The following is a 26,655-nucleotide window of genomic DNA, read 5'->3' as shown; positions in this document are numbered from 1 at the left end:
ATCCCTGTCGCGATCAGGCGCGGTGCATCAGCTTGAGCGCGGCGGTCAGGCGCAGGCTGCGCTTGCCGGTGAACGCCGCCGCCTCCAGCACCGCCTGTTCGCTGTCGTAGCTGCCGGAGAAGCCGATGCCGACCTCGTGGCCGCCGAAGATCGGATCGTCCTTCGCCGGTGTGTGCTCCAGATTGAGGATCTGTCCTTTCCAGCGTCCCTTCGCGGCGGTGTAGCTGCCGAGATAATAGAACGCGGCATCGCCGCCGAGGATGCGGCCTTGATTGAGCAGCATCACGCCGGTGAGCCCGCCGTCGAGGCCATCGAGCATACGTAGATGGATCGAGTAGAGACCGTCGACGATGCCGGCTTCGCCGACGCCGCCGGCGATCGGCACTTCATCCTCCGTGATCCGGGTCATCAGCGATTGAAACGGCACCCCGGGCAGCTCCTTGAGCTCACCCTTGAAGCGATAGAGATCGCCATCGGGCCAGCCCTTCGCGATCAAGGTCGCATCGTCGGTGCCGGCCATGGCACGGTAGTTCGGATCGGGGTTGTGGCGGACGGTCTTGATCACGACGTCGACGCCGCTGTCGGTCTTCTCGTAGGTGCCGATATGGGCAAAGGCCGAATTGCCGCCGAGCAGCTTGCCGTTGCCGGCATGCATCACGGCCCGGCCGACAGTGTCGCCGAGCTGAAACCTGACCTTGTAGAAGCCTTCAATCACCAGCCGTGTCCCCGGCCCGCGCGCATCCGGCTACAGTCTATCCCGCATTCGGCGGCAATGGACAAGTTTCGCGCGCCCCGCCGACAGGCCGCAGGTGCAGCCGTCATCAGAATGCAAAAAATCCGCCGGAGCGTTGCGGCTCCGGCGGATTGAGACAACCCGGGCCAGCCCCAGCCCGGGCCGGGAGGATCTTAGGCCGCGGCCTTCTTGTCGGTCGGCACGGACGAGATCGTCTTCAGGATCTGCGAAGCGATCTGGTAGGGGTCGCCTTGCGAGTTCGGACGACGGTCTTCCAGATAGCCCTTGTAGCCGTTGTTGACGAAGGAGTGCGGAACGCGGATCGAAGCGCCGCGGTCGGCAACGCCGTAGCTGAACTTGTTCCAGGGCGCGGTCTCGTGCTTGCCGGTCAGACGCTTGTCGTTGTCCGGGCCGTAGACGGCGATGTGGTCCATCAGGTTCTTCTCGAAGGCACCCATCAGCGCCTCGAAATACTCCTTGCCGCCGACTTCGCGCATATAGGCGGTCGAGAAGTTGGCGTGCATGCCGGAGCCGTTCCAGTCGGTGTCGCCGAGCGGCTTGCAGTGGAACTCGATGTCGATGCCGTACTTCTCGGTGAGGCGCAGCATCAGGTAGCGCGCCATCCACATCTGGTCGGCAGCGGTCTTGGAGCCCTTGCCGAAGATTTGGAATTCCCACTGGCCCTTGGCGACTTCCGCGTTGATGCCTTCATGGTTGATGCCGGCCGCGAGGCAGAGGTCCAGATGCTCTTCGACGATCTTGCGGGCGACGTCGCCGACGTTCGAATAGCCGACGCCGGTGTAGTACGGACCCTGCGGAGCCGGATAGCCCGAGGTCGGGAAGCCGAGCGGACGGCCGTCCTTGTAGAAGAAGTACTCCTGCTCGAAGCCGAACCAGGCGCCGGAATCGTCGAGGATGGTGGCGCGCTTGTTGGACGGATGCGGGGTCTTGCCATCGGGCATCATGACTTCGCACATCACCAGCACGCCGTTGGTGCGCGCGGCGTCCGGGAAGACGGCGACCGGCTTCAGCACGCAATCGGAGCTGTGACCTTCGGCCTGCTGGGTGGAGGAGCCATCGAAGCCCCAGAGCGGAAGCTGCTCGAGCGTCGGAAACGACGCGAATTCCTTGATCTGAGTTTTGCCGCGCAAATTCGGAGTCGGCGTATATCCGTCGAGCCAGATGTACTCGAGCTTATACTTGGTCATTGAGCCTCTCTGTAGATGATGCGAAAGGTTGGAGGCTTGGGAGCCCCCGAACGTTTTGTACCCGGCCATCATCGGCCGGCGCTCTACAAGCATTTGTCGTGCCAAAAGGCCGCAGTGGGGGCGGTTTTCCACGGCAACCGATCGCTCGCGCTGGCGGGGGTTCGCTTGAACCGGCGTGCGTCATAGCCGCGCACCTTCGTGTGAAGCTGCACCGCAAAAATCCCGCGAAATCCGCCCGATTCTAAAGCACACGGCGCCACGCCTGAAGTTGCCGATGAAACGCGCATCAAGCCAGGGCAACTTTCGCAAAGTCTGGCGCCCCTGCCCAGCAACCTTTGGAATAGCCCAGGCGTTGGTCCTCGACATGGTGCCTTGGGAGATGCAGCAGGCGATCTGCCCACAAATTAGGCGGCAACTGATTTCCTTTTCAGCACTTTCCAATTCGAGGGGCGCGGCCGATATGGGGATTCCAGTAACCACAATCGAACGAGTCGGGCGCACCATGGAGGCCAAGGCGCTTCGACCAAGGAGATCGCAATGATGAACAATGGTCTGAGTCACGGATCTGCGAAGATCTACCAATTCCCCGTCGGGGGCCGCGCGGCTCTCGCCGGACGCCGCTATGGCGAGACCCGCCTTCCTGCCGATCACGCGTCGCTTCCCGCGAACGTCTCGATCTGCAGCGAAAGCTGGTACCACCAGGAAGCGGTCGACGAAGCCAAGCCGAAATGGGATCGCTGATGCCTATGGCCGGTTTGATACCGCCGCGCCTCACCGCTGGCGGCAGCTCGGAAAAAGGGTCGAAACAACGATGTTTCGGCCCTTTTTGATTCCAGGGGTCCTCGCGGCTAGATCGCGGGTTTTTCGATCACCGCGCAGGCCGTGACCGGCCGCTTCAAATGCTTCACCATGGTGGGCCCGGTCTTGGGAATCTTCAGTGTAACTCCCGCTCCCGAATAGCGTGCCCCCGAAACCGCCAGCCGCCTGGCCAGCGTCACCGGCTCGCCGTCGATCTGAAGGAAGGCGCGCTTGTCGCCGTCATAAAACCCGACGATGAACTGCGTACCATCGGCGCAGTGATAGGTCTGGAACGTCTGGGCATTGGTCGGCCGCATCCCGAAAATTCCGGCCAACAGCATGGTGACGGCCAAAAACAATGGCCTTGTGTCGCTCCATGATCACCCCCTGTAATGGACTCTCAGGACGCCGCAGCGCATCCGATGGAACCATAACCCCAAGCCGATCTCATGTCAGACTCCTTTGCCCGCCATCTCGCCCTGCAAGGCGCCAGCAATTTTCGCGATCTCGGCGGCTATCCGACCACCGACGGCCGCACCACGCGCTGGCGGCACATCTTCCGCTCCAACCACCTCGGCCAGCTCACACCAGCCGACGTCGAGATCATCCGGGCGCTGGGGGTGCGAAGCGCATTCGATTTTCGTGGGCGCGAGGAGCGCGCCGCCGGCGTCTGCGTCGTCAACGAGATCACGGTTCACTCGCTGCCGATCGAGCCGACGGTGGTCGCTGCGCTACGCGCCGAGCTCGCGAGGGGCAGGCTGACGGCACCGGTCGCGTTGGAGCTGATGCGCGAATCCTATCGCAACTATGTTCGCCACAACACGCACAGCTTTCGCAGCCTGTTCGGCCACCTCCTGGAGGACCACGCTCCGCTCGTGATCCATTGCACGGCCGGCAAGGACCGCACCGGCTTTGCCAGCGCGCTGATCCTGCATGCGCTCGGCGTGCCCGACGATATCATTGCCGAGGATTATCTGCTCACCAATCAACACTACAAGCGCGACGCCACGGCGGCCATCGACCTGCCTGAGGATGTCCGCAATGCCATCGGCGCCGTCGAGGCCTCTTACCTCGCAGCTGCGTTCGAAGCCGTCGGCCAGGACTATGGCGATGTCGAAACCTATTTGCGTGACGCCCTCAAGCTCGGCGCGGCGGAGCGCGAGGCGCTGAAGGCGCGCTATCTGCAATCATAGGCCGCCGTGCCGGGAGAACGATGATGCAAGGCAAGGTTCTGGTCGTGACAGGCGCGCGCGGCGCGCTCGGCAAGGTCGTCGTGGAGATCGCGAAGTCGCGCGGCGCGCGCGTTGCCGGCATCGATCACGCGCCGTCGCAAGAGCCCGCAACGCCTGAAAACGTCGAGATCGGCGGTGTCGATCTCTCCGAGGCGGCGCAGGCGAAGACGGCGGTCGAGGCGGCGGTAAAGCACTTCGGCAAGCTCGATGCGCTGATCAACATTGCCGGCGGCTTTTCCTTCGAGACCGTCGGCGACGGGGATGTTGCGACGTGGCAGCGCATGCATGCGCTGAACGTCCTGACCGCACTCAACACCTGCCGCGCCGCGCTGCCGCACCTCGCCGCGTCCAGCGCCGGCCGCATCGTCAACATCGGCGCGATGGGCGCGCTGCAGGCTGGGAGCGGCATGGGCCCCTACGCCGCCTCGAAGGCCGGCGTGCATCGCCTCACCGAGGCCCTCGCCAATGAGTGGAAGGGCAAGGTGACTGTGAATGCGGTGCTGCCCTCGATCATCGACACCAAGGCCAATCGCGCCGACATGCCGAAGGCCGATTTCTCCAAATGGGTGACGCCGCAGGAACTCGTCGAAGTCATCCTGTTCCTCGCCAGCGACGCCGCAAGCGGCGTCACCGGCGCGCTGATTCCGGTGGGCGGACGGGTGTGAGTCGTAGCTTGGGCAGCAGCATCCAGGCTTCGGCTGTGATTCAATCTGAGCCGAGAAGGCTCTAGACTGCTCCCGACTGATTCTCCGATCGGACATTCCCTTGGAAACCGCGCTTTATCTGCCCGTCAAACGCTTCCTCGAAGAGCTCGGTTTCACGGTCAAGGGCGAGATCGGCGGCTGCGATCTCGTCGGCCTCAGCGCTGGCGACCCGCCTGTCGTGGTGATCGGCGAGCTCAAGCTCGCCTTCAATCTGGAGCTGATCCTCCAAGCCGTCGACCGCGCGCCGGCCGGCGACGAGGTCTGGATTGCCGCGAAGATGTCGGCCCGCGGCAAGGGACGCGAGAGCGATGCACGCTACCGCAATCTCTGCCGCCGCCTCGGCTTCGGCATGCTCGGGGTCACCGATCGCGGCCAGGTCGAGGTGCTGGTGAAACCGCCGACGGCGGCGCCGCGCCGCGAGCCGAAGGTGCGCTCCCGCCTCGTCGCCGAACACCAAAGGCGTCAGGGCGATCCCGTGCTCGGCGGCAGCACCCGGTCACCGATCATGACGGCCTATCGGCAGCAGGCGCTGGCCTGTGCCTCGGCACTCGCCGACGGTCCGAGGCGCGTGAGCGAGCTGCGCGAGCGCTGCCCCGATGCAGGCAAGATCTTGCTTAATAATGTGTATGGCTGGTTCGCGCGGGCCGAACGGGGAATCTACGGCCTGACCGAGGCGGGACAGGCGGCCTTAAAACGCTGGCCGCAGCAACGGGTTGAGGCCGGTGCAGGTGTCGCGTCACCGCCATGACACTTGACCCGTGCATAGCTGAGATGCCGCACCGATTTCATATTGCAATGCACCATTCGCGGCACTAGGTATCCCGGCATCGAAACGAGGCCGTCTATGAACGCAGACTGGAATACCAAATATGGCACGCGTCGCGTGCGCCACGATCCGCCCACCCTGGACGAGGCGATCTTCGCCGCCGTCGGCATCACCGACGACCAGGCGCAGCAGGCCGAGATCGCCGCCGCCTTGATGGGGATGCCGCTCGATGTCGTGCAGGCCGAGGTCAAGAAGCAGGCGCGCACCAACAGCCGCATCACCGCAACCCGTGTGATCGCTGGCGAACAGGGCGCGCAGCGCTCCGTGGTGGTCGAGCGCCGTGTCGTCCGCCGTTTCGGCAACGACAAGCGCACAGGGACCTGAGCGCCCTTTCCTTTCGATCCAAAATACGAAAGCGGACCGGCCATGCCGGTCCGCTTTTTGATTCACGCGGCGCGATTGCCGTACATGCTGGAGATGATCTTCCAGCAGGTCGAATTGAGGCTGAGCAAGGCCCGGCCCGCCGTGAACGGCGAGGCCGCGAGATCGGCGAGCTCGGCTTCGGGCGTCTTGGCGAGATCGATCGTGCCGGTCGATTCTCCGTGCCGGAATTGCAGATGCGCGCCGAACTTCCTGGCGAGCGCCCGCATCGCGTGGTTCTCCGCGCCGGTGGTGATGCGCAGGGCCTTGTAGCCCTTCCAGCGCGCTTCCGCGATCAGGCGGCGGAACAGTACGGTGCCGACGCCTTGGCGGCGCGCTGAGGCCTCCACACTGAAGGCGACCTCGGGCAGCGAATCGCCCTCCGGCGGATGCAGCTCGGCCGCACCGCGGACCATGCCATCGACGATGTAGGCGACGATCACGGTACCATCTTCGGCGCAACGGGCGGCGTAACGCTCGATGAAGCTGTCGTCGAGAAAACCGTTGAAACGGTCGTGCCGGCTGCCGGCATCGAGCCTCAGCAGGTGATCGCGCAGAAGCGGCAATTCTTCCTGCTGGCTCAGGGTCCGCACGTAGCCGGGGGCGGTGCGGACGGTCTCTTCAAGTACCACGTCAAAACTCCTCTTGGTGTCCCTCGAGGAGGCGTTCGAATCCCTAGGCACCCAATATTGTGCATCGCACCATCGTTTTCAAGACGGGAACCTGCCTAACTTGGCGGCATCGTGAACGACTAATTCGTTAATAATTTCAAGCTCACTTAGTCTTACAAGACCAGTTGGGTCTGGGTCACCACGGCGACCAGCTTGCCGTCCTCCGTTTCCAGCCGGGTGGTCCAGACCTGGGTCCGACGGCCCCGGTGGACCGGGGTCGCAGTGGCAATGATGATGGTTCCTTCCTTGGCCCCGCCGAGGAAGTTGGTCTTGCTCTCCAGCGTCGTGGTGCCCTTGGCGTCCTCAGGCAGATTGAGCACGGTCGCAGCCGCTCCAACGGAATCGGCCAGCGCCATCACCGCGCCGCCATGGATGGTGTGATGAAGCGTGCAGAGGTCGGGCCGGACCGTCATTCGCGCCACCACACGGTCCTTCTCGGCCTCGATGAACTCGACGCCCTTGAGCTCGGCAAACGGCATCTTCATCGCTTGAAGTTTTTCGAGCGGCGTCATCGGATCTCCTCCCAATTCGTTGTTGTCTCAACGTGAATTGCTTCGCGCGGCAAAGCAATGACGTCCAAGGTCATGGACGGGCTGACATCGGCACTCCCATGGCGCATATGCTGCTCCCCCATGCGCCACTTCCCACCCCGCCGCATCGTCTGCCTGACTGAAGAGACGGTCGAAACGCTCTATCTGCTCGGCGAGCAGGACCGTATCGTCGGCGTCTCCGGCTATGCCGTCCGTCCGCCCCAGGTGCGGCGGGAGAAGCCGCGGGTGTCGGCCTTCGTCTCGGCGGACATCCCGAAGATCCTGGCGCTGGAACCCGAGCTGGTGCTGGCCTTTTCCGATCTCCAAGCCGGCATCGTCGCCGACCTCGTCCGCGCCGGCATTGATGTTCACGTCTTCAATCAGCGCGACCTCGCCGGAATCATGGCCATGATCCGCACGCTCGGTGCGCTGGTCGGCGCGGCCGAGCGCGCGGAGGACCTCGCTCGGAGTCTCGAACAGCGCCTCGCCGCGATCGCGGCAACGCCTCGCCCCTCCCGCCCAAGAGTCTATTTCGAGGAATGGGACGATCCGTTGATCTCGGGCATCGGCTGGGTGTCCGAGCTGATCGAGATCGCGGGCGGCACGGATGTGTTTCCGGAGCTGCGATCACGACAGGCCGCGAAAGACCGCATCGTCTCGGAGAACGCCGTGCGCGAGGCCGCGCCCGATGTGATCCTCGCGTCATGGTGCGGCAAGAAGGTCGTTCCTGCCCGCATCAAGCAGCGTGACGGGTGGAGCGACATTCCGGCCGTGCGCGACGATCGTATCGTCGAGATCAAGTCGCCGATCATCCTGCAGCCAGGACCGGCGGCGCTGACCGACGGGCTCGATGCGATCGTGACGGCGCTGTGGGGTGAGCACGGATAGCGCGGCGCCACCGCTCGTGTCCCGGACGCGCTGCAACGCGTCAGCGTTGTTGCGCAGAGCCGGGACCCATCTCACGCTAGTTTCGGTGCAGCATGGACCCCGGCTCTGCAGCGCATCACGCCGCAAGGGCGCCGCGCCGCGCTGCGTCCGGGGCACGAGATCCTCCTCACGTCACCGCGTTCACGACCTGGTATTCTGGGCGACGCCACATCTCGCCCGTGATCACCTCCTCGATGATCTCGGCGGCGCGCACGATCTCATCCTCTCCGACATACAGTGGCGTGATGCCGAAGCGCATGATGTCTGGCGCCCGGAAATCGCCGATGACGCCGCGGGCGATCAGCGCCTGCATGGCGGCGTAGCCGCCGTCGAAGCTGAAGGAGACTTGCGAGCCGCGACATTCATGCGCGCGTGGTGTGACCAGCCTCAAGGATGGACAACGGCGCTCGACCTCGGCGATCAGGAGATCGCCGAGCGCCAGCGAACGCGCACGGACCTCGGCAATATCGACCCCGTCCCAGATGTCGAGCGAGGCCTCCAGCGCCGCCATCGCCAGCACCGGAGGTGTGCCGACGCGCATGCGCTCGACGCCACCGGCCGCGGCATAAGCGAGCTCGAATGCGAACGGCTTTGCGTGCCCCATCCATCCGGACAGAGCGGCACGCGCGCCGTCGGCATGGCGTGGCGCGACGTAGAGGAAAGCGGGCGCGCCGGGACCGGCGTTGAGATATTTGTAGGTGCAGCCGGCGGCGAAATCGGCGCCGCAGCCAGAGAGATCGACCGGCAGCGCGCCGGCGGAGTGCGCGAGATCCCAGACCGTGACGATGCCGAGTGCGTGCGCTTTGGCGGTGAGCTTCGCCATGTCGTGGCGGCGGCCGGTGCGATAGTCGACCTCGGTGATGTAGAGGACGGCGATCTCCTCCGAGAGCATGGCCTCGATCTCCTCCGGCGCTACCAGGCGCAATTGATGGCCCCGCCCCAGCGTTTGGATCAGGCCTTCGGCCATGTAGAGGTCCGTCGGAAAATTGCCGGTATCCGATAGGACCACCTTGCGAGAGGCATTCATGTCGAGCGCGGCCGCGAGCGCCTGATAGACCTTGAGCGACAGCGTGTCGCCGACCATCACGGAGCCGGCTTTAGCGCCGATCAGCCGCGCGATGCGATCGCCGACATGGCGCGGCTGGGCATACCAGCCCGCGGTGTTCCAGGCGCGGATCAGCTCATTGCCCCATTCATCGGTGATGACGCGGTTGACGCGCTCGGCAACGCCTGATGGCAGCGCACCGAGCGAATTGCCGTCGAGATAGATCACGCCGTCAGGCAGATGGAACAACGCCCTGGTGTCGTCATAGACGCGAAGCTGGGTCATGAAGGTCTCTTAGAGAATGGTACGCACGCGCCAGAGCTCGGGAAACAGCTCGATCTCCAGCATCCGTTTGAGATAGCTGACGCCGCCGGTGCCGCCGGTGCCGCGCTTGAAGCCGATCACGCGCTCGACCGTCGTCACATGGTTGAAGCGCCAGCGCCGGAAATAGTCCTCGAAATCGACCAGCTTCTCGGCAAGCTCATAGAGCATCCAATGCGTCTCCGGCGCCTCGTAGACGATACGCCAAGCCTGCAGCACACCCTCATTGAAGCCATGGGTCTCGCGGACGTCGCGCGACAGCACGGCCGCAGGCATCTTGAGCCCGTGGCGGTCCGCCAGCCGCAGCACCTCGTCGTAGAGGCTGGGCGTCGCGAGCTCGGCTTCGAGCAATTTTGTCGTCTCCACATCGTGGGCGTGCGGCTTGAGCATGGCATGGTTGCGGTTGCCGAGCAGAAATTCGATCAGCCGATACTGGCGCGACTGAAACCCCGAGGACTGACCGAGCTGCGAACGGAAGCGGGTATATTCGCTCGGCGTCATGGTCCGCAGCACGTCCCAGGCGCCGTTGAGCTGCTCGAAAATGCGCGACACCCGCGCCAGCATCTTCATCGCGGGCTGCACTTCGTCCCGCGCGATGGCGCGGCGCGCGGCGCTGAGCTCGTGGATGGCAAGGCGCATCCACAGCTCCGTGGTCTGATGCTGGATGATGAACAGCATCTCGTCATGCGCTTCCGAGAGCGGATGCTGCGCTCCGAGGATCGCATCAAGCGCCAGATAATCGCCATAGGACATGCGCCGGGCGAAATCGGTCTCGGCGCCTTCTCTTGCAGGATCGTAATCGCTGGACGTCATGACGGGTCCTTTCGATCAATCATCCCTGCCGCGTCAATCGAGGCCGATCAGGCGCGCAGTGATCGGCGACGATGGGTCCTTGAGCCCATCGATCACCGTAAAATGGTTGAGCCCGGGATCGACGACGAGGCGCGTCGGCACGTCGAAACCGGTCCAGACATTGGCAATCAGGTCGGACTGGCGGATGAACTCCGGGCGTTCGCTGCCGCCGACCCAGGCGGTCACAGGCGAAGCTCCGCGCGGCAGATGCAGCACCGCGCTTTCCAGCGTCGCCTCCTCCATGGTCATGCGCAGCGTCTCGTTCATTTTCGTCTTGAGCAGCGGACGCAGATCATGCAGGCCGCTGATCGAGAGCGTGCCGGCGATGCGATCGTAGACGGCGGGCTCGAGCCGGCCGTCGTTGCACAGCATGCGCGTGACAAGATGCCCGCCGGCGGAATGGCCGGCGAGCCGGATCGGCCCCGCGACCAGCGAAGCCGCCTTGGCAATCGCAGTTGTGATCTCGGCCGTGATGTCGGAGATACGCGCGGCCGGCGTCAACGTGTAGCTCGGCAAGCAAACCGTCCAGCCATGGTGGCGCGCGCCTTCGGCCAGATCTGTCCAGGTCGATTTGTCGAAGCGCATCCAATAGCCGCCATGCACAAAGACGACGAGGCCCTTGCTGTCACCGTCCGGCAGGACCAGGTCGAGGCGCTGGCGCTCGGTGGCGCCATAGGCGATGTCCGCACGAAAATCTTTCAGCCCGGCACGATAGGCCGCTGCTCGCTCCGCCCACAGCGCCGGCATCTTGTCCGAGCCCGGGATATGGGCCGAATTGGCATAAGCGTCATCCCAATCGCGCATGGTGTCTCCCTGGACTCGTCCGGCGAACGGGCACCAGTCTGCCACCGGTTAGTGCGGCATCCTAGTCTTTATTTTAAGCTTAAAGGATTTGGGCAGTGGAGCGGCAAGATATTTCCGCACAAATGAGGATCTGGCAGCCAACTCCGTCATTGCGAGCGCAGCGAAGCAATCCAGTCTGTCTCCGCGGCGACAGTCTGGATCGCTTCGTCGCAAGGGCTCCTCGCAATGACGGCGGAGACGGCGGGGCTCGCCTCTACGCCTTCTCCACGCCGCACCATTCCGCGACGAACAGCGCCATCGCCTTGGTCGTCTTCTTCAGCGAGTCCAGGTCGACATATTCGTTGAAGCCGTGCATCTCGCCGCCGCTCGCACCGAAGCACAGGCTCGGGATGCCGTGATTGAGGCCGTAGAACCGGGTATCGGTGAGCGCGGTGAACACGAGGTCTTCGACTGCGCCGCCATAGACTTTGTTGAAGGCCTTGCCGAACGCAGCCTCCGGTGCGGCAGCGTCGGTTAGTTCATACCCTTCCGACAGGAAGCCCGACCATTCGATCTCAGGCGGGTTGTTGGCCAGGAAGCGGTGGTTGCGCGCAGCGGCCGCGACGCAAGCCATGATCTCCTTCTGGTGATCGGCGATCGACCAGCCCGGCAACACGGCAATCCGGCAATCGACGTCGCACCAGGCCGGGACGCTGGAGGCCCAGTCGCCGCCCTTGATGATGCCGGGGTTGAAGTTGATGGGATGGTTGAGCGTCTTGAAGTGCCGATCGGCTTTCGCGCGCTCGTTCCATTCGATCTCGAGCTTTTGCAGGGCCTGAATCAGATGATAGGCGGCCATGATCGCATTCGCACCTGAGCCGGCGAAAGCCACGTGGGTCGGGTGCCCTTTCACACGCAGGCGGAACCAGATCACACCGACCTGCGAGCGCACCATCTTGCCGCCGGTCGGCTCGGGAATGAAGCAGGCGTCGGCGCGATAACCGCGCTGCAGCGTCGAGAGTGCGCCGACGCCGGTGCTCTCCTCCTCGATCACGGATTGGAAGTGGATCCGCGCCGTCGGCTTCAAGCCCGCCGCCTTGATCGCATCCAGCGCATAGAGCGCGCCGATCGTGCCCGACTTCATATCGCAGGCGCCGCGACCGAACATCTTGCCGTCCTTGATGACGGGCGAGAACGGTGGCGTCTCCCACAAATCCAGCGGACCTGCCGGCACCACGTCGGAGTGGCCCTGGAGGATCAGCGATTTGCCAGCGCTGGTTTGCGGACGGTAGGTCCCCACCACGGAACGCGCCTTGGAGAAATCGTGCTCGATCGGGCCGAAGCCGCGCAGATCCTTGAGGTCGTCGACATTGATGTGCCAGTCGTCGACCTCGTAGCCGCGCTCGCGCAGGAGGTCGCCGATCATGTCCTGGCACGGTCCCTCGGCCCCGCGGGTCGAGGGGATCGCGACGAAATCTCGCGTGGTCGCCAGCTGGGCTTCGAAGCCGGCGTCGACGGCGTCGAGAATCCTCTGCTGCATTTCGGCATTCATCAGGCAACTCCAATCGGGGCTTCAGATCATCGATGGAGCGCAAGCTAGCCGATTTCAGCCGTTCGGGTACTCCACAAAATACGCATCCCGCAATGCATCTTCGAGCAGTCGGCCTTCCGAATAGCCATCCAGCGTCGCAGGACGGCTGACGCCGTCGAGCAGGCGCGGACACGGCTCGGGCGCGCCGAGCACGGTGCGCACCGGGATGCGCTCGGCATAAACAGGCAATTCGTAGTCCTCGTCGTCGTCTGCCACGCCCTTGGCGCGGATCTTGGCCGAGGCCTCCTCGATCTCCATCGCGATGAAGGAGGTCGCCTTGATCTCCTGCGCAGTGCTCTGGCGCAGGCCCGCGGTGCGGCCCGGGAAAAAGCGGTCGACCATCGCGATCACCGCACGCTCCTTCTCTTCGGGATCGGTGACGAGATAGGCGGTGCCGAATGCCATCACCGCGCGGTAGTCGGCGGAATGGTTGAAGCCGCAGCGCGCCAGCACGAGACTGTCGAGATGGGCGACCGTCAAACAGACGCGCTCGCCTCTGGTCTGGCTGCGCAGCATGCGGCTGGCGCTGCTCCCGTGCCAGTACAGCTTCGTGCCTTCGCGCCAAAAGAAGGTCGGCGTGCAATAGGGCTGGCCGTCGATCACGTAGGAGACGTGGCACAGCATCGAGGAATCCAGGATGCGGTGAACGGTCGCGTGATCGTAGAAGCCACGGTCGTGACGCCGCTTCACTTGGTTACGGGCTGACGTCGGATAGGAATTCGAAATCTCAACCTGGCTCACGGCCGCTCCTCGGGAGTGAAACAATCCAACAGAGTTGTAGCCGCGGATTTGGTCTGCGATAGTGCCAATTCCATGCAAAAAATTCCGACCAATTCTCTGCCGCCGGCCAAGGCCGCTTCTCTGTCGAAGCCCGAGCTGCCGCTCGACCTGACCGGTCCGCACATCACGGCGGACGCCTCCGCCGGGCACCGGCTTTATCAGGCCCTATGCGAGATGATCGTGTCCGGTCTCGTCCGGCCCGGTGAGCCGCTCCCGCCGACGCGGACATTGGCCAAGCAAACGGGCTTCCGCCGCAACGCCGTCGTCACTGCCTATGAACGGCTGATTGCCGACGGTTTTGCCGAGGCAAGAGTCGGCTCCGGCACCTTCGTCGCAGCGCGGATTCCGGCGCGCGCGGCCGAGGCGAAGGCGCCCAAGGCCGTGATCGAAGCACCGCGGCAGGGCGCATTCGCGCTCGGCTGCACCCATATCGACGAGCGCGCCGTGCAGCGGTTCCGCGCTTTCGTCGGCCGCCGCATGCGCGCATTCGGGTCCGAGCATCTGCACTATGGCGATCCCCGCGGCAGCCGCGAGCTGCGCGCGGCGATTGCCGATCACCTGCTGTCGGCGCGAGGCCTGCGCTGCGACCCCGAGCAGATCATGCTCACGTCAGGCACGCTGCACGCGCTGCGCATCGTGCTGAGCGCGATCCTGAAGGCCGGCGACCGGGTCTGGTGCGAAGACCCAGGTTATCCCATCGTGCGCCGGACGATCGCCCAATGCGGATATCGCATCGTGCCCATCCCCGTCGACGCGCAAGGCCTGCACGTGGCCAAGGGCCGCGCTATGGCGTCGTCTGCGCGCGCAGCCTATGTCACGCCGTCGCACCAGTTTCCGCTGGGAGTCCAGATGTCGATGCCACGGCGGCTCGAGCTGCTGGACTGGGCCAAGCAGGCCGGCGCCTTCGTGCTGGAGGATGATTACGACAGCGAGTTCCGCTACGACGGCGCGCCGCTGATGTCGCTGGCCGGCATCGATCACCTGCAGCGCGTGATCTACATGGGCACCTTCGCCAAGACCCTGTTTCCGGGCCTGCGCATCGGCTATTGCGCCCTGCCCGAGCGCCTGATCGGGAACGTCACCGCCGCGCGCGCCGCGCTCGACCGCTTTCCCGGCACGCTGATGGAAGGTGCCGTGGCCGACATGCTCAATTCCGGCGCCTTCGCGGCGAACCTCAAGCGCACGCGCAAGCTCTATCGCGAGGCGCGTGATGCCCTGGCCGCGACGCTGGAGACCAGATCCGACGGCGCACTATCGGTGCCGGTGCCGTCGCAAGGGTTGCACCTCGTCGCCCGGTTCGATCGCGCAGTCGATCCGCGGGTGGCGGCAGAGGTGAAGCAGGCGGCTGGTGCAGAGGGCTGGCTCCTGGCCGACACCTATTCACGCGCACGCCCCCTGCCCGGCTTCGTGCTGGGATTTTCGGGCCACGCGGTTCCGCAATTGATCGCCTCGGCTGAACGGCTGGCGCGGGAATCGCGCTCAGCCCAAAGTGCCGGAAGCAAATCGTCCCGGCGGGCGTGACGAAGCTTCACTATGAGAATCGCCTGCCGCTTCCTAGATTGCGACTATCGATACCGGATCTCACACCATGCAGCTGCGCCGCGCGACTTGCCTGTCTCTCCTGATCTCCCTCGCGCTCGCCTCGACGGCGCACGCAGCAACGGTCGGCCGCGAGCAGGACATCGTCGACCTCAAGCTTGGCCAGCGCGTGCTCGTAGATGACGGAACCTGCCCCGCAGGTCAGGTCAAGGAAGTGCGCGGCGCGAAGATGACCGACAAGGGCGTGTCGCGGACCAGCGCCTGCGTGCCGCGCTACGGTCCGAAAACCAAATGAAGACCTGAGAGCTACTTCGCCGGGTCGAACATGCACTGCAGGGTCGGCTTGGCGATCCTGGTGAAGGTCGGGCCGATTTCGCCCTGCTTGGACGTCGGTACCCAATCGGTCTCGATCGTCGGCACGCCCGTTTCGCTGATGCCGCGCAGCAGGGCCTCGCGCAAATCGCGATCCTCGACCATGGCAGCCGCATGGTCGTGGAGACAGGTGCAAATCGCTTCGGGATGCTCCCAGCGCCCCAGCATCCGTGGCGCACACTGACGCACGAATTCGCCACGCGGATCCGGCAGCCTCGAGGGAGCGCGGACCTGCGCCTGAGCGGCACTGATCGTCAGGACGGAGATGAACGCTGCGGCGCAGAAACGAACGAGCATGATGGCCATTGCCGGCTGATTTTCGGGTTGGCAGTCAGAGGCGCGCGGCGAGCACGATCGGCTGCGCTGCGGTGGTCGTCAGCGGCGAGCCACTGTACTGGAACGTGCCGACACCGGGCAGACTGCCATCGGGCGTGCCTGCGAAGGAGGAGCCGGCGAGGACGAAACCGAAGGCAAGGATGAAGCTGAGTGCGCGCATAGTCTCGTCTCCGAATTCGTGGCCGGCAGTGCGCCGTCGTCGTTGTGAAGCTGATAACCATGGGCGGTTTCGGCCGTGATGCGCGAAAAGCGGAAAATGGTTTCGTCTTTCGCGCGAATTGTTTCGACACATTCGGTGCGACGAAACATTGGGCGGGAAACCCCAATCATTTCAGTTAGGTCGCGCCAGGGCCCAAATCGGCCTGGCAAGTTCCATCCGAGCTCGAGGCCAGACTCCAAGACAGGCGTCGTCATGCTCGCGCCTTACGCGCTTCACATGCATTTTACGTTTTTCTGCTGAAGAGAAGCCGAACGAAGGCTGGGCCTGTCGAACCGGGGGCGCTTCGGCTGCGACCCAAGCCATCGAAACCGAGACGCCCGGGCTCACCGGGCGCGTGTATTTGAGGGATGGCCATCATGATGGCGACAGATCGCGCAACGACGCGCGAGGCGGACCAACGGACCGGCCGTGGAGATCAAGGATCCGTTCGCGGCAGCGCCAAATCCACTGGCGAAATGGCGCTGCAATCAAACCGTGGCTTTGAAGCCGCGCCGCAGACATTCGTGCGGCTGACCGGTTCGCATCTGGCAAAGCCGCGTGCCAGCCGCGCCGTCGTCAGTGAGTGAAGAACTCCCCGCACTTCTGCACGTTGGCGTCCGAAGGTCCCCACGGCATGATCGGCACCGTCGAGGTCGAGTTCTTCGGCGATCCCTCGATCAGCCTGTCCGAATAGACCATGTAGACCAGCACGTTGCGCTTGGTGTCGCAGCCACGCACGATCTGCATCTTCTTGAAGAACAGTGAGCGGCGCTGGCGGAACATGTCGTCGCCCTGCTCCATCTTGTTCTTGAACTTGATCGGGCCGACCTGACGACAGGCGAGCGAGATGTCCGAGACCTCCTCGGCAAGGCCCAGCCAGCCCTTGAAGCCGCCCTTCTCCGGGACCGTGAAATGACAGGCCACACCCTCGACCTCGGGATCGTCGAGACCATAGGTCGCGAGCTTGTCGTTCGGGCTCATCCATTTGAACACGGTCGAGCGGCGGAAGATCAGATCCGGCTCGTCGGCAGCTTGGGCGGACGCCGCCGGCGCAGCCAGAGCCAGAAGCAATAAGGCGAGGCCTTTCAAGCGGATGCCGGCAAGACCAGGGAAACGAGATGACATGAAGTTCTCCGGTAACAAGTCCCCGCAATGTAGGAATGCGACAGCCCGACAGGAAGATGACATGCCCCCGGAGGTGACCGCCGTTTACCGCTCTGTGAGGCTTTTTTGCTACGCCTTGGACAAATGTAGCTGATGGCAGAACCGCGCTGCTGGTGAACGCGTATCCCCTTTGTGAGACTAACGTCTGATTTGGATGATGGATTCGAGGATGAATAGCGTGAACGGGGCCGCTTCTTCCAGCAAGCCGGCGCGGCTGTGGCAGATCGCCTTTTTGACGGCGGCAGGCGCGATCGGTACGGCAAGTCAGGCGGACGCAGCGTATTATTATTGGACGGATTATTCCGACGGCTCCTACTACGCCCGGCAGGATCGGCGCCCCGAGATACAGCCGCAGAAGCCTCAGAAGCGTACCAACGCGGCCAAGAAGGATACCGTCGTCCAGAAGGAAGCGGGCACCAAGCCGCAGGGACCGCTGGTCATCGTCGTCTCGATCGAGCGGCAGAAGGTCGCGGTCTACGACAGCAACGGCCTGTTCGCGGAATCTCCGGTGTCGACCGGCATGAAGGGCCATTCGACGCCGATGGGTGTGTTCAGCATCATCCAGAAGCACAAATTCCACCACTCCAACATCTATAGCGGCGCGCCGATGCCCTACATGCAGCGGATCACCTGGTCCGGCGTCGCCATGCATGCCGGCGCGCTGCCGGGCTATCCGGCCTCGCACGGCTGTATCCGCATGCCGATGGCGTTCGCGATGAAGATGTGGAACTGGACCCGGATGGGCGCGCGCGTGATCGTGACGCCCGGCCAGATGTCGCCGCGAAACTTCTCGCATCCGCTGCTCGCCTCGGTGCGCGTGCCGCCGCAGCCCGCTGCCAGCCTCGCGCCGCAGATCAATGCCGGCGACAAGGCGGATAAGGGTGCGCAAGCGACGTCCGCCGAAGCCAAGATCACTGAAACCAAGCCGCTCGAAAGGAAGACTGCCAGTGCGGACAGCGTGCTCGAGTTGCGCACTTCGCTCGGCCACACCGTGATGTCGGATGTGACGACCGGCAATGCGCCCGCACGCGAGGACGCAGCTGCCCCAGCCGACAGAACCGAGACCAGGACCGCGGAGGCCTCCGATGCGGTCAAGTCGTCGTCCGACGTATCCGCCAAACCAGCAGCCACGGACGCGAAGCCTGTTGACGCCGCGGAAGCGCCGAAGGCTTCGAAGACGACCGACAAGCCGGACGCCACCAAGACCGACGCGCCGGCGCTCACCGCCTCACCTGACGTGAAGAAGGACGAGACCCGGATGGCCGATCCCGCGCCTGCGGCAAAGCCGGATGCGCCGAAGCGCGCCGGCCAGATCGCCGTCTTCATCAGCCGCAAGGATTCCAAGCTCTACGTGCGGCAGAATTTCGCGCCGCTGTTCGAGGTGCCCGTCACTATTGCCCCGAGCGACCGGCCGCTCGGCACGCATGTCTTCACCGCCGAACTCGACAAAGCCGATTCCAATACGCTGCGCTGGTCGGTGGTGTCGCTGCCGGTCTCCGTTCGCGCAGCCGTGCGCGATGACGACGGACGCGTGTTGCGCCGCAAGGGCGGCGCTGCCGTGATCCCCGTCGCTGCAAAGCCGGTGGTCACGCCGGACAGTCCGGCCGAAGCTCTCGACCGCATCATGATCCCCGCCGACACCGTGGCTAGGATCAACGAGATGCTGACCACGGGTGGCTCGATCATCGTGTCCGACCAGGGCATCAACCAGGGTGAGACCGGCGAAGGCACCGACTTCATCGTCCGCCTGTACTGAGCTGCATCGCTCCCGATAACGCGGTGTTGACGCGCGAGATCGCAGCGGCGGAGTAATGTCCGCCGTGGATCATTTCGGGGACGCCGTCATGATGAATCGCAGAACCTTGCTCACCGCGGCGCTTGCCGGCGCCATGATGCCAGCGACACGCGCGTTGGCCGATGGCGGCATGAGCCGGATCTCGGCCTACGCCTTCTCCTTCCCCGCATTGTCCGGCGACGACATCCGCCTTGCCGCTTTCACCGGCAAGCCGCTGCTGGTCGTGAACACCGCTTCGCTCTGCGGCTACACTCCGCAATATGCGGGCTTGCAGGAGCTCTGGGGCGAGTTTCGCGAGCGCGGGCTGACCGTCATCGGCGTGCCCTCCAACGATTTCGGCGCCCAAGAGCCCGGCGGCACCAGCGAGATTTCAGAGACCGCGCACCACCAATACGGCGTTACCTTCCCGGTCACGGGCAAGTCGGCCGTGATCGGATCGAAGGCGCACCCATTCTATAAATGGGCCGCTGACGCGCGGCCGCGGGAGGTTCCGAAGTGGAACTTCCACAAATATCTGATCGGGCGAGATGGCTATATCGCCGAGGTCTTTCCGTCCGCCGTCGCGCCGACCGATACGCGCGTCAAAACCGCCATCGCCAAGGCGTTGGCCGACAGCTGACTCCGGTCGCGCCCAATCCGGTTGGGCACAATTGTGGCGCGGCATCAAACAGCCGTTGCAATGACGAGGGCCCACCATCTAGGCTAGGATGGTTTGGGCAGGACGGTTTGTCGCGAGCGAAAAGCCGCGGCGGAACAACGGGATCAATCTCGAGGACAACACGATGCGCGTGGCAGCAGGACTGATATTGGCAGGCGCGATGTCTCTGGCCATGACGGGCGCGGCGTGGTCGCAGACCGCCGCAAAACCCGCGGCAAGTACGCAGGCTGCTCCGCCGGCGACACCGGCCACTTCGGCGCCAGCAGCTGCGCCGGCTCCCGCCCCGGCCGTGGCTGCAGCGCCAGCCGGCTTCGTCAATCCGCCGCCACCGAAACAGGCGCCACAGCCGGCACGCGCGGCCTGCAACACGCCGGGCGCGCTCGGCGTCGCCCGCACCGTCGAGATCGACACCACGGGGGGTCCGGGCTTCGGCTTCGAGCACTTCAAGGAGCTCGACTTCCTGCGCGACAAGGAGGTGGTGCTGACCTTCGACGATGGCCCCTGGCCACGCAACACGCCTGCGGTGCTCAAGGCTCTCGCCGACGAATGCACCACCGGCATCTTCTTCATCATCGGCAAGCACGCGACCTATGAGCCGGAGATCCTGAAGCAGGTCTATGCGGCCGGGCACACGGTTGGCGCCCATACCTGGTCGCACGCCAACCTCAACAACAAGAAGTTCACCGAGGCACAGCGCAAGGACGAGATCGAGAAGGGCTTTGCGGCGGTGAAGTGGGCGCTGGGCGGCGTCTCGCCGGCGCCGTTCTTCCGCTTCCCGGCGCTCCAGCATCCGCCGGAGATGGTCACCTATCTCGGCAACCGCAACGTCGGGATCTTCTCCTGCGACATCGACTCCTTCGACTTCAAGGCGTCCAAGCCCGAGAAGATCGTCGAGACCGTGATGAAGAAGCTCGACACCAGAGGCAAGGGCATCATCCTGATGCACGACTTCCAAAAGCACACTGCCGAGGCCCTGCCGGAACTACTCAAGCGCCTGAAGGCCGGCGGCTACAAGGTGGTGGCGATGCGCGCGAAATTCCCGGCCTCGACGTTGCCCGAATACGAGCAGGAGCTGGTCAAGGACCTCAAGCTGCCCACGGTGAGCCAGCGCCCGGTCAATTCCGTGGTGACGACCGTTTCCGAATAGACAGCAATTGTCTTTCCGGTTCGAAGGCTACGTCATCGTCTCCGCGGACGGCATGCTCGCCGACGCTGGTCATGTGATGCCCGATAGCCTGAAGTTTGAAGGCGACAAGCTGTTCTTCGAGCAGTCGCTCGACCGCGCCGCGCTGATCGTGCACGGCCGCAATTCGCACGAACAGCAGCCGAATTCGCCCCAGCGCAAACGCCTGCTCCTGACCCGCAAAATCAAGGCGCTGACCGTCGATCCTGAAATGCCGAACGCGACATTGTGGAATCCGGAACGTGCCAGCTTCGAGGAAGCCTGCGCCTTCGCCGACGTCGCCTCTGGCTTGGTCGCCGTCATCGGCGGCCCGGTCGTGTTCGACATGTTCATGGATCGCTATGATACGTTCTGGCTGTCGGAAGCCCCGCAGGTACGATTGCCCGGCGGCGAAGGCTGCTTTGTCGGCGTCCCCGAGCGGACGCCGCATGACATTCTCACGTCGCACGGGATGAGGCCCGGTGCGCCGTATTTGCTCGACGCGGCACATAAGGTGACCGTGACCCCGTGGCAGCGGAAATAGCCGTCTCACGAGGCCGCTCAAACCAAAATGGAGAAACAACCCCATGCGCAGTACCGGCATGGTGATACCGCGCCGTATGTTGCTTATTGATCTAACCAAAAATTGGTGCCACCGGCGGCCGGCGCGAAGCTGGCTAGCGCATCTGCAAAGAGCCGCTCCTAGGGCGGATTGACCGCTACACGTCGCCGTAGGCCGCCTCGGCCGGACGCGTTGTGCGTCCGTAGCCGATGATCATGCAGAGCGCGCCGATGATCGACAGGTTCTTGAGCGCGTCGACCAGCATCTTGGCGTTCTCGGGCGCCGCCATGTTCCAGAAATCGTAGAACAGCACGGTCGAGACCGCGACATAGATGATCAGCAGCATCGCGAAGAAGCGCGCACCGAAATTCAGCGCGATCATGAGGCCGGCGATGACCTCGAGCCCTCCGACCGCCATCGCGAGCAGTTGCGGCGTGGTCATTGCGGTCGCGGTCTCGACCTGCTTGGCGTAAGGCGCGATCACCTCGGGCACCACGACCTTGGTAGCGATGAAGTCTGCGGTCGCTTGGATAGCGAACAGCTTGGTCGCGCCAGTGTAGACGAACAGGACGGCGAACAGGATTCGCCCGAAAGTCACGAACGCTGGCATGATCGGCCTCTTGGCAAAGCGCTGAGCAGGGAACGCGTGAGTGGATTATGAAGAGTCGTGCGCCGGTTTACAAATAGGGAAACGGAGACCTGCGAGGAATTCAAAGTTGGCGCTGCGTCATTCGATTGGCGCTCCCTAGCGGAATCGAACCGGTGTGATTGGCCGCAATGCTCTCGGCGTCCCGGCCATCCACGACTTGCTTCGCAGGAGAGAGACGTGGATGCCCGGGTCAAGCCCGGGCATGACGAGTTTGCGGCGCGTAAGCACTCCGAACAGTTGAGGGACTACGTTCTACTACGTGAACAACGTCGGCTGCTGCCGGGCCGCGCGCTCCTGCGCTTCGACCACCGCCACCGCGGTCATGTTGAGGATGCCGCGCGCGGTCACCGATGGCGTGAGGATGTGCGCCGGGCGCGCCGGACCGATCAGGATCGGGCCGACGGGGAGTGCGTCCGCCAGCGACTTGATCATCTGATAGCCGACGTTGGCGGTATCGAGGGTCGGCATGATCAGGATGTTGGCCTCGCCCTCGAGCTTGGAGTGCGGCAGCACCATCCTCCGCGCGGCGGCCGAAAGTGCGGTGTCGCCCTGCATCTCGCCGTCGGCCTCGATCTCCGGATGCTTGTCCTTCAGCAACTGGGTCGCCCGGCGCATCTTGCGCGAGGAGTCGGTATCGTAGCTGCCGAAATCGGAGTGAGAGACGAAGGCGATCTTCGGCTTGATGTTGAAACGCTGCACATGAACGGCCGCGAGCGAGGCGATCTCGGCGAGCTCCTCGGCACTCGGATTGGGGCGCACCTGCGTGTCGGCGATGAAGAAGGCGCCCTTGCTGGTGATCAGCAGTGCCAGCGCGGCATAGTCACTGACACCGGGCGAGAAGCCGACGATCTCGCGGACATGGCGCAGGTGGCTCATATAGCGGCCCTCGACGCCGCAGAGCATCGCATCGGCCTCTCCGCGCGTCACTGCGAGCGCTGCGATGACGGTGTTGTTGGTGCGCACCACGGTACGCGCCGCATCAGGCGTCACGCCGCGGCGGCCGGCGACCTCGACATAGGACTGCACATAGGAGCGATAGCGCGGGTCGTCCTCGGGATTGACGAGATCGAAATCCTTGCCCGCCTTGATCGACAGGCCGAAGCGCTTGATGCGCGCCTCGACGACCGAAGGACGGCCGACGAGGATCGGCCGCGCCACCTTTTCCTCCAGCACAACTTGCGTGGCGCGGAGCACGCGCTCGTCCTCGCCTTCGGCGTAGATCACGCGCACCGGCTGGGTCTTGGCCTTGGCGAACATCGGCTTCATCACGAGGCCGGATCGGAAGGCGAAGCGCTCGAGCAACGCGGTATATTCGTCGAAATTGGTGATGGGCCGCGTGGCCACCCCCGATTCCATGGCCGCCTTGGCGACGGCGGGCGCGATGCGCAGGATCAGCCGCGGATCGAACGGGCTCGGGATCAGCGATCCCGGACCGAAGCCTTGCGTCTCGCCGGTGTCAAAACCTTGCGCCACCGCGTCCGACGGCGCTTCGCGCGCGAGCTGGGCGATGGCCTCGACGGCGGCGAGCTTCATCTCCTCGTTGATGGCGCTGGCGCCGACATCGAGCGCGCCGCGAAAAATGAAGGGAAAGCAAAGGACGTTGTTTACCTGGTTCGGATAATCGGAACGGCCGGTGCAGATCATGGCGTCGGGGCGCACCTTGCGGGCCTCCTCCGGCATGATCTCCGGTACGGGGTTGGCGAGCGCCATGATGAGCGGCTTGTCGCCCATCGCCTTCGCCATCTCGGGCTTGAGCACGCCGGGCGCCGAGAGGCCGACGAAGATGTCGGCGCCGCCGATGACGTCGGCCAGCGTGCGCTTGTCGGTCTTCTGGGCGTAGACCGCCTTCCAGCGGTCCATCGAGGTGTTGCGGCCTTCATGCACGAGGCCGTCGATGTCGCAAACCCAGATGTTCTTGCGCTGCGCGCCCATCGACACCAGGAGGTTCAGCGTCGCGATGGCCGCGGCCCCTGCCCCCGACGCCACGATCTTGACGTCGGACAGCTTCTTGCCGTTCAACCTGAGGCCGTTGGTGATGGCGGCGGCGACGATGATCGCGGTGCCGTGCTGGTCGTCATGGAAGACCGGGATTTTCATGCGCTCCTTCAGGCGCGCCTCGATCTCGAAGCACTCCGGTCCGCGGATGTCTTCCAGATTGATGCCGCCGAAGGTCGGCTCGAGCGCCGCCACCGTCTCGACCACGCGGTCAATGGTGTCGGCGGCGATCTCGATATCGAACACGTCGATGCCGGCGAATTTCTTGAACAGAACCGCCTTGCCTTCCATCACCGGCTTGGAGGCCAGCGGACCGATATTGCCGAGCCCGAGCACGGCGGTGCCGTTCGAGACCACGGCGACCAGATTGGCGCGGGTCGTGAGCGAGGCGGCCTCGGCGGGGTTCTTGGCGATCTCGGTGCAGGCGGCGGCAACACCAGGAGAGTAAGCGAGCGCGAGGTCGCGCTGGTTGGCGAGCGGCTTGCTCGCCTGGATCTCGAGCTTTCCGGGACGCGGCAGACGGTGATAGGCGAGCGCCGCCTTGTGGAGATCATCAGAATAGGACGACATGCGGTGTCTCGCTTCGCGTTACCGGCCTCAAAATGCCTGATCCGGTGCGACCGCCCAAGATGAACGGAATTTCCGGGTCATGGAAACGGGATGAAGCACGCCAGCCGCCCTGGTGGCAACATCCGATTGCGACCCCATCAACAAGACGCGTAGTCAAATAATTGATAACGATAGCTTTCCCTGGACCACCCGCCGTTTCGCGAATATGCCAGGTTGTGCGATCCAAAAGGGCAACTGGGGCAATGGAATGAAGCGAATCCTGATCGGGCTGATCGTGGCAGCCGCGCTCGGCGCGGGCGGATGGTTCAGCTTCAATCTTTACGTCCAGCACCGGGCGACCAGCGAGGTCGAGGCAGCCTTCGAGCGGATGCGCTCGGGCGGCGGCAAGGCGAGCCACGGCAAGGTCTCGTTCGAATTCACGACCCGCACGCTGACGATCGAGGACATCGCAATCGAGCCCGCGCAGCCGCAACTCGCCAACGTGAGGGTTGCGAAGGTCACGGCCGTCGGTGTGCGCCAGCCGGACGAGGCCCGCTTCTCGGCCGACACCATTGAGGCGTCAGGCGTCGAGGTCGCCTTCGCGGCGAACGAGCGAATGAAGCTGAAAGCGACCTACAAGATGCCGCAGATCAGCGCCCGCGACTTTTCCGGCCCGACCCGTGCAGACACCACGCCACTGTCTGGCTCGATCATCGACATGTACCGCTTCATGCTGGCGCAATACGCGAGCGTTTCGGCGACCTCGATCACGGTGCCGACCCTCGCAGTGAATGTCGATGCAGGCAGCGGCAATCCCGGCAGCGGCGACTATGTCTATTCGGGCCTGTCGGCAGAGAACGTCAAGCGCGGCCAGATCGAGGCGGCGAAGACGGAGCGCGTCACCTTTACGCTCGACATGCCCCCGCCGGGCAAGCCCGCGAAAATGACCGGCGAATTGTCGGGCCTGGCCATCTCCGATTTCGACGCAACCGCCGTAAGGATCGCGCTCGATCAGCAAGAGCCGAGCGACGACAATTTCCACAGAATCTATCGCCGCATCTCGGCCAATTCATACGCGGTCACGATGGGACCGGGGTCGCGCATTCAGATCGACGGCTTCAGCTTGGACGACATTGCGATCCGCCCCTCGAAATTCCGCTTGGCCGAGATCATCGCGCTGATGCCGGCGGACGGCGCGATCCCGACGCCGGCGCAGTCGCGCGACATACTCGCGAAAGTCGCGGAGTCCTTCGAAGGCTTTCAGATCGGCAAGGCCGAAATCGGCAAGCAAACCGTGGAGACGCCGCAAGGGACCGGTCGGCTCAATGCGATCAAATACGATCCGGACAGGATCGCGTTGGAAGGGCTCGACATGCCGCTGCCACAGGGGCAGCTCAAGATGGAGCGCTTCGCGCTGAAATCCTTCAGAGCAGCAAATCTGATGCGATGGGCGGCGAGCCTCAGTACGCCGGGACAGCCGCCCTCGCCCGATCAGATGCTGGGCCTGTTCCGCGTGCTCGAAGGCGCCGAGATCAAGGGCGTGGTGGCGCCCTACAAGAGCGCACGCCAGTTCGTCACCATCGACACGCTCAGCCTGAACTGGGGGCAGCTGGTCGGATCGATCCCGAGCAAGGCCAATCTGGTCGTGAAGATGGTCGCGCCGACCGATCCCGCCAGCCCGGTACACCGGCCGCTGATCATGGCGGGTGTCGACAAGCTCGCCATCGACCTCGATCTCGGTGCCGCCTGGACGGAGTCATCGGGTGCGTTTGCGCTCGCGCCCGCCACGATCGATCTCGGCAATCTTGCCAAGGCACAGGCCCGCTTCGCGCTCGCCAACGTGCCGCGCGGCGTGTTCACGACCGATCCGGCGCAGGCCATGAGCGATGCCGGGCGGATCGAGGCCGGCGCGATCGAGCTTTCCTTGCGCGACAGCGGCGCCGTCGATCTGGTCGTGGCGCAATTCTCGCGCATGCAGAACGTCAGCCGCGACGCAGCGCGCGGTGCGCTCGTCGAGATGATCCGCGCGCAGGGCGAGAAGCTCGCGGCGTCCAATCGCGACGCCAAGACCGCAGCGGACGTCCTCGCCGACTTCGTCTCGACCTCGGGGCAAACGCTGTCCCTCAAGCTGACCCCGCGTGGCAAGGTGCCGGTGGCTCAGCTCATGGACGTCATGAAGAGCGAGCCGACCCTCGCACTGGGGCAGTTCCGGATCGAGGCGTCGACGGGGCTGTAGGAGAGAGAGGCCGCTCTCTCTTCCTCGTCATTGCGAGGAGCTTGCGACGAAGCAATCCAGAGTCTCTCCGCGGAAAGA

30 protein-coding genes are annotated in these 26,655 nt (G+C 64.3%); 15 read left to right on the top strand and 15 right to left on the bottom strand.

The window, feature by feature from the left end; all coding sequences use genetic code 11:
• Positions 1–13: 13 nt before the first annotated feature.
• Together LPJ38_RS22895 and LPJ38_RS22890 are read right to left on the bottom strand one after the other, a co-directional pair.
• The gene (locus LPJ38_RS22895; protein WP_145631942.1) at positions 14–715 is read right to left on the bottom strand and encodes a GrlR family regulatory protein; all 702 of its coding nucleotides are present in this window, start codon (positions 713–715) and stop codon (positions 14–16) included.
• A gap of 191 nt (positions 716–906) precedes the next feature.
• Positions 907–1,941 (bottom strand): glutamine synthetase beta-grasp domain-containing protein, encoded by a 1,035-nt coding sequence (locus LPJ38_RS22890; protein ID WP_145631952.1) that lies wholly within the window; start codon positions 1,939–1,941, stop codon positions 907–909.
• A gap of 274 nt (positions 1,942–2,215) precedes the next feature.
• Between LPJ38_RS22890 and LPJ38_RS22885 the strand changes: the two genes are divergently transcribed.
• Complete coding sequence (locus LPJ38_RS22885) at positions 2,216–2,482, top strand: hypothetical protein (RefSeq protein ID WP_231088378.1); 267 nt, start codon at positions 2,216–2,218, stop codon at positions 2,480–2,482.
• Complete coding sequence (locus LPJ38_RS22880; protein WP_145631961.1) at positions 2,479–2,682, top strand: DUF2735 domain-containing protein; 204 nt, start codon at positions 2,479–2,481, stop codon at positions 2,680–2,682. The genes LPJ38_RS22885 and LPJ38_RS22880 overlap by 4 nt, the downstream gene beginning before the upstream one ends.
• Before the next feature lie 107 nt (positions 2,683–2,789).
• Here LPJ38_RS22880 and LPJ38_RS22875 read toward each other — a convergent pair whose 3' ends face one another.
• On the bottom strand, positions 2,790–3,092 hold the full coding sequence (locus tag LPJ38_RS22875; RefSeq protein WP_404437694.1) for an MliC family protein: 303 nt from the start codon (positions 3,090–3,092) through the stop codon (positions 2,790–2,792).
• Between the two features lie 96 nt (positions 3,093–3,188).
• Between LPJ38_RS22875 and LPJ38_RS22870 the strand changes: the two genes are divergently transcribed.
• From LPJ38_RS22870 to LPJ38_RS22855, 4 genes are all read left to right on the top strand, one after another.
• On the top strand, positions 3,189–3,932 hold the full coding sequence (locus LPJ38_RS22870; RefSeq protein ID WP_145631997.1) for a tyrosine-protein phosphatase: 744 nt from the start codon (positions 3,189–3,191) through the stop codon (positions 3,930–3,932).
• Positions 3,933–3,955: 23 nt separating this feature from the next.
• On the top strand, positions 3,956–4,636 hold the full coding sequence (locus tag LPJ38_RS22865; protein ID WP_145632009.1) for an SDR family oxidoreductase: 681 nt from the start codon (positions 3,956–3,958) through the stop codon (positions 4,634–4,636).
• 100 nt (positions 4,637–4,736) lie between these two features.
• On the top strand, positions 4,737–5,423 hold the full coding sequence (locus LPJ38_RS22860; protein WP_145632021.1) for a DUF2161 domain-containing phosphodiesterase: 687 nt from the start codon (positions 4,737–4,739) through the stop codon (positions 5,421–5,423).
• Positions 5,424–5,519: 96 nt separating this feature from the next.
• On the top strand, positions 5,520–5,825 hold the full coding sequence (locus LPJ38_RS22855; RefSeq protein ID WP_145632035.1) for a hypothetical protein: 306 nt from the start codon (positions 5,520–5,522) through the stop codon (positions 5,823–5,825).
• Positions 5,826–5,887: 62 nt separating this feature from the next.
• Here the strand turns inward: LPJ38_RS22855 and LPJ38_RS22850 are convergent, their stop codons facing one another.
• Both LPJ38_RS22850 and LPJ38_RS22845 read right to left on the bottom strand, forming a co-directional pair.
• Positions 5,888–6,493 carry a GNAT family N-acetyltransferase gene (locus tag LPJ38_RS22850; RefSeq protein ID WP_145632046.1) on the bottom strand — a complete coding sequence of 202 codons (606 nt, stop codon included), beginning with the start codon at positions 6,491–6,493 and terminating at the stop codon, positions 5,888–5,890.
• Positions 6,494–6,645: 152 nt separating this feature from the next.
• On the bottom strand, positions 6,646–7,044 hold the full coding sequence (locus LPJ38_RS22845; protein WP_145632059.1) for a PaaI family thioesterase: 399 nt from the start codon (positions 7,042–7,044) through the stop codon (positions 6,646–6,648).
• 120 nt (positions 7,045–7,164) lie between these two features.
• Here LPJ38_RS22845 and LPJ38_RS22840 point away from each other — a divergent pair, with 120 nt between their 5' ends.
• Positions 7,165–7,950, top strand: a complete 786-nt coding sequence (locus tag LPJ38_RS22840; RefSeq protein WP_145632072.1) for a cobalamin-binding protein — start codon at positions 7,165–7,167, stop codon at positions 7,948–7,950.
• A 166-nt stretch (positions 7,951–8,116) separates the two neighbouring features.
• On the opposite strand, the gene kynU is transcribed toward LPJ38_RS22840, so the two are convergent.
• The 5 genes from kynU to LPJ38_RS22815 form a co-directional block, all read right to left on the bottom strand.
• Positions 8,117–9,319 carry a kynureninase gene (kynU, locus tag LPJ38_RS22835; RefSeq protein ID WP_145632085.1) on the bottom strand — a complete coding sequence of 401 codons (1,203 nt, stop codon included), beginning with the start codon at positions 9,317–9,319 and terminating at the stop codon, positions 8,117–8,119.
• A gap of 9 nt (positions 9,320–9,328) precedes the next feature.
• Entirely contained in the window at positions 9,329–10,168 is an 840-nt protein-coding gene (kynA, locus tag LPJ38_RS22830; RefSeq protein ID WP_145632098.1) for a tryptophan 2,3-dioxygenase, read from the bottom strand.
• 33 nt (positions 10,169–10,201) lie between these two features.
• Positions 10,202–11,011, bottom strand: coding sequence for an alpha/beta hydrolase (locus tag LPJ38_RS22825; protein ID WP_145632113.1), 810 nt, complete (start codon positions 11,009–11,011; stop codon positions 10,202–10,204).
• A 253-nt stretch (positions 11,012–11,264) separates the two neighbouring features.
• Positions 11,265–12,542 carry an ArgE/DapE family deacylase gene (locus tag LPJ38_RS22820; RefSeq protein ID WP_145632125.1) on the bottom strand — a complete coding sequence of 426 codons (1,278 nt, stop codon included), beginning with the start codon at positions 12,540–12,542 and terminating at the stop codon, positions 11,265–11,267.
• 54 nt (positions 12,543–12,596) lie between these two features.
• Positions 12,597–13,322: a pyridoxamine 5'-phosphate oxidase family protein gene (locus LPJ38_RS22815; protein ID WP_145632137.1), complete on the bottom strand. Its 726-nt coding sequence runs from the start codon at positions 13,320–13,322 to the stop codon at positions 12,597–12,599.
• 72 nt (positions 13,323–13,394) lie between these two features.
• Here LPJ38_RS22815 and pdxR point away from each other — a divergent pair, with 72 nt between their 5' ends.
• Both pdxR and LPJ38_RS22805 read left to right on the top strand, forming a co-directional pair.
• Positions 13,395–14,882 (top strand): MocR-like pyridoxine biosynthesis transcription factor PdxR, encoded by a 1,488-nt coding sequence (gene pdxR, locus LPJ38_RS22810; RefSeq protein WP_145632149.1) that lies wholly within the window; start codon positions 13,395–13,397, stop codon positions 14,880–14,882.
• Positions 14,883–14,949: 67 nt separating this feature from the next.
• Positions 14,950–15,195, top strand: a complete 246-nt coding sequence (locus tag LPJ38_RS22805; RefSeq protein ID WP_061848361.1) for a DUF6719 family protein — start codon at positions 14,950–14,952, stop codon at positions 15,193–15,195.
• 11 nt (positions 15,196–15,206) lie between these two features.
• Here the strand turns inward: LPJ38_RS22805 and LPJ38_RS22800 are convergent, their stop codons facing one another.
• Together LPJ38_RS22800 and LPJ38_RS22795 are read right to left on the bottom strand one after the other, a co-directional pair.
• Positions 15,207–15,569: a hypothetical protein gene (locus LPJ38_RS22800; RefSeq protein ID WP_145632505.1), complete on the bottom strand. Its 363-nt coding sequence runs from the start codon at positions 15,567–15,569 to the stop codon at positions 15,207–15,209.
• 34 nt (positions 15,570–15,603) lie between these two features.
• The gene (locus LPJ38_RS22795) at positions 15,604–15,768 is read right to left on the bottom strand and encodes a hypothetical protein (protein WP_167520416.1); all 165 of its coding nucleotides are present in this window, start codon (positions 15,766–15,768) and stop codon (positions 15,604–15,606) included.
• 407 nt (positions 15,769–16,175) lie between these two features.
• Between LPJ38_RS22795 and LPJ38_RS22790 the strand changes: the two genes are divergently transcribed.
• On the top strand, positions 16,176–16,394 hold the full coding sequence (locus LPJ38_RS22790) for a hypothetical protein (protein WP_145632163.1): 219 nt from the start codon (positions 16,176–16,178) through the stop codon (positions 16,392–16,394).
• On the opposite strand, the gene LPJ38_RS22785 is transcribed toward LPJ38_RS22790, so the two are convergent.
• Entirely contained in the window at positions 16,384–16,932 is a 549-nt protein-coding gene (locus LPJ38_RS22785; protein ID WP_145632176.1) for a CreA family protein, read from the bottom strand. The genes LPJ38_RS22790 and LPJ38_RS22785 overlap by 11 nt on opposite strands.
• A 208-nt stretch (positions 16,933–17,140) precedes the next feature.
• Here LPJ38_RS22785 and LPJ38_RS22780 point away from each other — a divergent pair, with 208 nt between their 5' ends.
• From LPJ38_RS22780 to LPJ38_RS22765, 4 genes are all read left to right on the top strand, one after another.
• Positions 17,141–18,727 carry a L,D-transpeptidase gene (locus tag LPJ38_RS22780; RefSeq protein ID WP_167520417.1) on the top strand — a complete coding sequence of 529 codons (1,587 nt, stop codon included), beginning with the start codon at positions 17,141–17,143 and terminating at the stop codon, positions 18,725–18,727.
• 88 nt (positions 18,728–18,815) lie between these two features.
• Positions 18,816–19,385: a glutathione peroxidase gene (locus LPJ38_RS22775; RefSeq protein WP_145632191.1), complete on the top strand. Its 570-nt coding sequence runs from the start codon at positions 18,816–18,818 to the stop codon at positions 19,383–19,385.
• A 163-nt stretch (positions 19,386–19,548) separates the two neighbouring features.
• Positions 19,549–20,571: a polysaccharide deacetylase family protein gene (locus LPJ38_RS22770; protein WP_145632194.1), complete on the top strand. Its 1,023-nt coding sequence runs from the start codon at positions 19,549–19,551 to the stop codon at positions 20,569–20,571.
• 7 nt (positions 20,572–20,578) lie between these two features.
• Positions 20,579–21,130: a dihydrofolate reductase family protein gene (locus LPJ38_RS22765; protein ID WP_167520418.1), complete on the top strand. Its 552-nt coding sequence runs from the start codon at positions 20,579–20,581 to the stop codon at positions 21,128–21,130.
• Positions 21,131–21,305: 175 nt separating this feature from the next.
• Here the strand turns inward: LPJ38_RS22765 and LPJ38_RS22760 are convergent, their stop codons facing one another.
• Together LPJ38_RS22760 and LPJ38_RS22755 are read right to left on the bottom strand one after the other, a co-directional pair.
• Positions 21,306–21,758 (bottom strand): DoxX family membrane protein, encoded by a 453-nt coding sequence (locus LPJ38_RS22760; protein WP_145632197.1) that lies wholly within the window; start codon positions 21,756–21,758, stop codon positions 21,306–21,308.
• A 294-nt stretch (positions 21,759–22,052) separates the two neighbouring features.
• Complete coding sequence (locus LPJ38_RS22755) at positions 22,053–24,362, bottom strand: NADP-dependent malic enzyme (RefSeq protein ID WP_145632200.1); 2,310 nt, start codon at positions 24,360–24,362, stop codon at positions 22,053–22,055.
• A 247-nt stretch (positions 24,363–24,609) separates the two neighbouring features.
• Between LPJ38_RS22755 and LPJ38_RS22750 the strand changes: the two genes are divergently transcribed.
• On the top strand, positions 24,610–26,577 hold the full coding sequence (locus LPJ38_RS22750) for a hypothetical protein (protein WP_145632511.1): 1,968 nt from the start codon (positions 24,610–24,612) through the stop codon (positions 26,575–26,577).
• Positions 26,578–26,655: the final 78 nt, after the last annotated feature.

Origin of the sequence: Bradyrhizobium daqingense (assembly GCF_021044685.1) — a bacterium.
GTDB lineage: Bacteria > Pseudomonadota > Alphaproteobacteria > Rhizobiales > Xanthobacteraceae > Bradyrhizobium > Bradyrhizobium daqingense.
This window is presented reverse-complemented; position numbering and strand designations above follow the sequence as displayed.

Coding starts and splice junctions, on each gene's coding strand:
- LPJ38_RS22795 (WP_167520416.1), bottom strand. CDS start 15,768: ATGCGCGCACTCAGCTTCATCCTTGCCTTCGGTTTCGTCCTCGCCGGC.
- pdxR (WP_145632149.1), top strand. CDS start 13,395: ATGCAAAAAATTCCGACCAATTCTCTGCCGCCGGCCAAGGCCGCTTCT.
- LPJ38_RS22760 (WP_145632197.1), bottom strand. CDS start 21,758: ATGCCAGCGTTCGTGACTTTCGGGCGAATCCTGTTCGCCGTCCTGTTC.
- LPJ38_RS22865 (WP_145632009.1), top strand. CDS start 3,956: ATGCAAGGCAAGGTTCTGGTCGTGACAGGCGCGCGCGGCGCGCTCGGC.
- kynU (WP_145632085.1), bottom strand. CDS start 9,319: ATGACCCAGCTTCGCGTCTATGACGACACCAGGGCGTTGTTCCATCTG.
- LPJ38_RS22750 (WP_145632511.1), top strand. CDS start 24,610: ATGAAGCGAATCCTGATCGGGCTGATCGTGGCAGCCGCGCTCGGCGCG.
- LPJ38_RS22785 (WP_145632176.1), bottom strand. CDS start 16,932: ATGTCATCTCGTTTCCCTGGTCTTGCCGGCATCCGCTTGAAAGGCCTC.
- LPJ38_RS22775 (WP_145632191.1), top strand. CDS start 18,816: ATGATGAATCGCAGAACCTTGCTCACCGCGGCGCTTGCCGGCGCCATG.
- LPJ38_RS22805 (WP_061848361.1), top strand. CDS start 14,950: ATGCAGCTGCGCCGCGCGACTTGCCTGTCTCTCCTGATCTCCCTCGCG.
- LPJ38_RS22885 (WP_231088378.1), top strand. CDS start 2,216: ATGAAACGCGCATCAAGCCAGGGCAACTTTCGCAAAGTCTGGCGCCCC.
- LPJ38_RS22825 (WP_145632113.1), bottom strand. CDS start 11,011: ATGCGCGATTGGGATGACGCTTATGCCAATTCGGCCCATATCCCGGGC.
- LPJ38_RS22890 (WP_145631952.1), bottom strand. CDS start 1,941: ATGACCAAGTATAAGCTCGAGTACATCTGGCTCGACGGATATACGCCG.
- LPJ38_RS22870 (WP_145631997.1), top strand. CDS start 3,189: ATGTCAGACTCCTTTGCCCGCCATCTCGCCCTGCAAGGCGCCAGCAAT.
- LPJ38_RS22840 (WP_145632072.1), top strand. CDS start 7,165: ATGCGCCACTTCCCACCCCGCCGCATCGTCTGCCTGACTGAAGAGACG.
- LPJ38_RS22770 (WP_145632194.1), top strand. CDS start 19,549: ATGCGCGTGGCAGCAGGACTGATATTGGCAGGCGCGATGTCTCTGGCC.
- LPJ38_RS22820 (WP_145632125.1), bottom strand. CDS start 12,542: ATGAATGCCGAAATGCAGCAGAGGATTCTCGACGCCGTCGACGCCGGC.
- LPJ38_RS22780 (WP_167520417.1), top strand. CDS start 17,141: ATGAATAGCGTGAACGGGGCCGCTTCTTCCAGCAAGCCGGCGCGGCTG.
- LPJ38_RS22845 (WP_145632059.1), bottom strand. CDS start 7,044: ATGACGCCGCTCGAAAAACTTCAAGCGATGAAGATGCCGTTTGCCGAG.
- LPJ38_RS22755 (WP_145632200.1), bottom strand. CDS start 24,362: ATGTCGTCCTATTCTGATGATCTCCACAAGGCGGCGCTCGCCTATCAC.
- LPJ38_RS22800 (WP_145632505.1), bottom strand. CDS start 15,569: ATGCTCGTTCGTTTCTGCGCCGCAGCGTTCATCTCCGTCCTGACGATC.
- LPJ38_RS22855 (WP_145632035.1), top strand. CDS start 5,520: ATGAACGCAGACTGGAATACCAAATATGGCACGCGTCGCGTGCGCCAC.
- kynA (WP_145632098.1), bottom strand. CDS start 10,168: ATGACGTCCAGCGATTACGATCCTGCAAGAGAAGGCGCCGAGACCGAT.
- LPJ38_RS22880 (WP_145631961.1), top strand. CDS start 2,479: ATGATGAACAATGGTCTGAGTCACGGATCTGCGAAGATCTACCAATTC.
- LPJ38_RS22790 (WP_145632163.1), top strand. CDS start 16,176: ATGGCCATCATGATGGCGACAGATCGCGCAACGACGCGCGAGGCGGAC.